The organism is Acidiplasma aeolicum (assembly GCF_001402945.1).
Lineage (GTDB): Archaea > Thermoplasmatota > Thermoplasmata > Thermoplasmatales > Thermoplasmataceae > Acidiplasma > Acidiplasma aeolicum.
Genome location: NZ_LKBG01000042.1, coordinates 1 through 3,778 on the forward strand (window position 1 = coordinate 1; position 3,778 = coordinate 3,778).

A 3,778-nucleotide genomic window follows, 5' to 3' on the forward strand; every position below is an offset into this window, starting at 1 on the left:
GATTCCTGAAACAAGATCAAATTAATTATTTTTAGAACAAACATTATGTATACAGTATTTATGAAGAAATTGTAACCTAGAATTATTGATAGTAGATTGAAAATGAACATAATAACTGGCATTGGGATAATGAAGGATATTCATATATTTATTCACCCAGATGTTAAATACAAATAACATTTTCCATGCTTGTTTGGATAATTAATTAAGAACAATATGCAATGTAAAAAATGTACGATGAGATGCAATTATTGAAGTTTTAACAGTGGTATAACATCTAGGCAACTCCAAGTATAAGGGGTGCAAAAGGCCAGGAGAATAATTAAAATTGCCAGTTATTAAAAGTTGAGACACCAATATCAAAAATTCTTTTAAATAATCAATGTTGAAGATATACAAATATTTATTTGATATAAATTCGTATAGAAAAAGTATTAAAATAATGAAAATATGTTAATAACATGTACAAAATTGCTGAATATATGTTTGAGGGTATGGAAACCCGGGATGGTGCAGGCGTTAAATTAAGGCGCATATTCGGGTCACAGCAAACAGTAAAATTAACCGATCCATTCCTGCTTCTTGATGCATTTGGTTCAAAAAATCCTGATGATTACCTTGCTGGTTTTCCATGGCACCCACACCGTGGAATAGAAACCGTTACCTATGCACTTAAGGGTAAGGTATATCACCGGGACAGTGAGGACAACTCCGGAACAATATATCCTGGTGATGTTCAGTGGATGACAGCCGGGAGCGGCATCTTCCATGAGGAAATGCCAAAATATATGGAGGATAATGCGGGAAAGATTCTGGATACAGAGCTTGCAGGATTTCAGCTTTGGATAAACCTGCCGGCATCACAGAAGATGTCAACTCCTGTATACAGATCCCTAAAATCAAATGAAATCCCTGAAATTTCAGGAGACGGCATACGTGTTAGGGTTATTGCCGGCAAATACATGAAAGTTCAGGGTATTTATTCTGGTGGAACTCAAGACATATCATATTTCCATATATCCATGGATCCTGAGGCACAGATAAAATACATATCGGCTGAGAATTACCGCGTTATTATATATATTATAAGCGGCAGCATTAAAATTTCTGGAAATACATTCATGGCAGGCAATGCAGTATCATTTTCACTTTCAGGTGATGAGATAGATGTTTATGCGGATGTTTCATCTGAAATTTTATTAATGTCTGGCAGGCCATTAAATGAACCTGTTTACTGGTATGGCCCGATTGTCATGAACACACGTGAACAGATTGAGGAGGCCATAAACGATATAAATAATAATAAGTTTGTAAGGGAAAAACATCCAGTAATAGACTAATTAAATCAATTTCATAAATAACTTTTTGACAAAAATTTTATAAATAAATAATTTATTATGATAAGTAATTTTGGGATTTAAAAATCCCGCTGCAGTGACCCGACTGCGTGAAGTGGAATAATTATGGAATCAAATGGTGAGAAAATAAAAACATATGTACTAATAAGTGTTTTTATAGGCACACTGATGTCCGCAGTAGATACCACAATAGTCCTGCTTGCACTGCCAACAATGACGGTTGATTTGAAGGCACCGTTTCTTTCAACGATATGGGTCATATTAATTTATCTTCTGGTGCTTGCAGCATTTACAACACAGCTTGGTAAAATTGGCGATATTTATGGCAGGGGAAGAATATACAACATTGGATTTCTCATATTTATACTAGGCTCTGGTATGGCCGGTGCGGCACCCAATGTCACATTTTTAATTTCATCAAGGGTAATACAGGGTTTTGGCGCCGTTCTTCTTCAGGCAAACAGCAATGCAATTATTGCCGATTACTTTACAAAGGGTACCCGCGGCAGGGCTTTCGGAATAACAAGCATGGGCTGGAATATAGGCGGAGTTCTGGGGATTGTCCTTGGCGGGGTCATAACAACGTTTATAGGCTGGAGATATATATTTTATATTAATGTTCCAATTGGCATAATTGGATGGTTAATTGCCGCAAAATACATAAAAGACAATAAAAAAATAAGCACAAAAATAGATGTGCCCGGTGTTATTATACTTGTTTCTATTCTATCTCTAATATCATATGGTTCTGTTGAGATCGCATCCGTTGGTGTAAACACAGTTAATATTATACTGGTTTTGGCAGGCATATTACTTATAGCACCATTCATAGCGGTAGAGGCAAGGTCCAAAAATCCATTGATGCAGCTAAAAGTATTTAGGATAAAAAAACTTTCATATTCATTAATGGCCGCAACCTTTCAGGCCATAGGATTTTTGGCCGTTCTTTTTATATTAATAATGTATCTTCAGGGTGTCAGGGGCTTCTCACCATTTTATGCATCGCTTATACTGGTTCCCGGATATTTATTATCAAGCGTTCTGGCACCAAGAATGGGAAGGCTATCCGACAGAATTCCCCCGGGTATTCTTTCAGGCACAGGCATTGCCATGATGGCCGTGGGTATAATAATATACCTGTTCCTTGGTGTATCCTCACCAATTTATATAGTTATAGCAGGTTCCCTTGTTACTGGCTTTGGGGGATCAATGTTCTGGCCATCAAATACAAGTGCGGTTATGTCAAACACACCAAGGGAATTTTATGGTTCAATTTCTGGTCTTTTAAGAACACTATCAAGCATTGGCACATTGTTAAGCTATGTTATTGCAATAACTGTTGCAGCCGCCACAGTACCAAGAGATGTTACCTTTGAGGTTTTTCTGGGCATTGGCAGGCTCAACGGTGGGCTATCTGCAAAGTTTATTACCGGTCTCCACTCAGCATTAATTGTCTCCTTCATTATACTGGTACTTGGATGCATTTTCTCATATATAACCGTGTTACATGGCAGTAATAAAACTGTTGAAGAAACAGCATAAAATATTACATTGAAATAACATCTTTTTTAAATACCTGCATAAATATTTGTTTAAAAAATCATTAACATAAATCATGTTTTTCATGCGAAACTAAATGATCCTTAAGCGGTATAAGGTGTCGTTTCCATAATAATAGCATTCAGAATATCCCAAACCGGTACCTCCGGGCAGGTTTTCAGTTTTAATTTCTATGTTTAGGATTTTATTCAAATTTTTTGACTCCTTCTGCCGGAATAAAAATACATGGCTTGAATTCTTAAAAATTGAATGTGATCTGATATTCATAAAAAAATCATCTATATTCTGTGTTATATTTATAATGGATGTCCCATAATGCCTGGAATTTCGTATAAAATTGTCTATGGTTTCAGCCGTTTCTGGATTGCCAAGAAGCAGGTGGCTTTCATCTATTACAACAAGCTTATGTCCATTATATGACCTTGCCATATTATTTATCTGTGCAAGTATAAAAATAAAATTAAGCATTTTTAAATCCTCCCTATCAAGGGAGTACCTAAATATTATTCTTTTATTATTTGCATTCACAGGAATTTTAATGTAATTGTTAATGTAATAATTTAATGATGATGAATGGTTACTTCCTGAATAATATTTATTAATGTCGGTTAAGATTTTTTTAATATCATTTCCGGGTTTTATATTATTTAGTGTATTTAATATATCAAGATATTTTACATCCCTTAATATTGTGCTTATAAACAGTGCAAGTATGGATTTTTCCTCATAGTTATCAACACTGAAATTTAAGTATTCACCGCTGGATGAGTTAATAATAAGGCCATCATCATACTCATTTAGGGGGTCTATGATAAATGCCATTTCATAGTATTCATGGAGGGATTTAAGAATTTTTTTGG

3 protein-coding genes are annotated in these 3,778 nt (G+C 35.1%); 2 read left to right on the top strand and 1 reads right to left on the bottom strand.

The genetic code is table 11. The annotated features are described in order from the left end of the window. Window positions 1-461 precede the first annotated feature (461 nt). On the top strand, window positions 462-1,340 hold the full coding sequence (locus AOG54_RS01535; protein WP_054964141.1) for a pirin family protein: 879 nt from the start codon (window positions 462-464) through the stop codon (window positions 1,338-1,340). Between the two features lie 123 nt (window positions 1,341-1,463). Then, window positions 1,464-2,900, top strand: a complete 1,437-nt coding sequence (locus AOG54_RS01540; protein ID WP_055032318.1) for an MFS transporter — start codon at window positions 1,464-1,466, stop codon at window positions 2,898-2,900. A gap of 90 nt (window positions 2,901-2,990) precedes the next feature. On the opposite strand, the gene AOG54_RS01545 is transcribed toward AOG54_RS01540, so the two are convergent. After that, window positions 2,991-3,778, bottom strand: a 788-nt coding sequence (locus tag AOG54_RS01545; protein ID WP_236692431.1) for an ATP-binding protein, incomplete at its 5' end; no start/stop codon positions are given.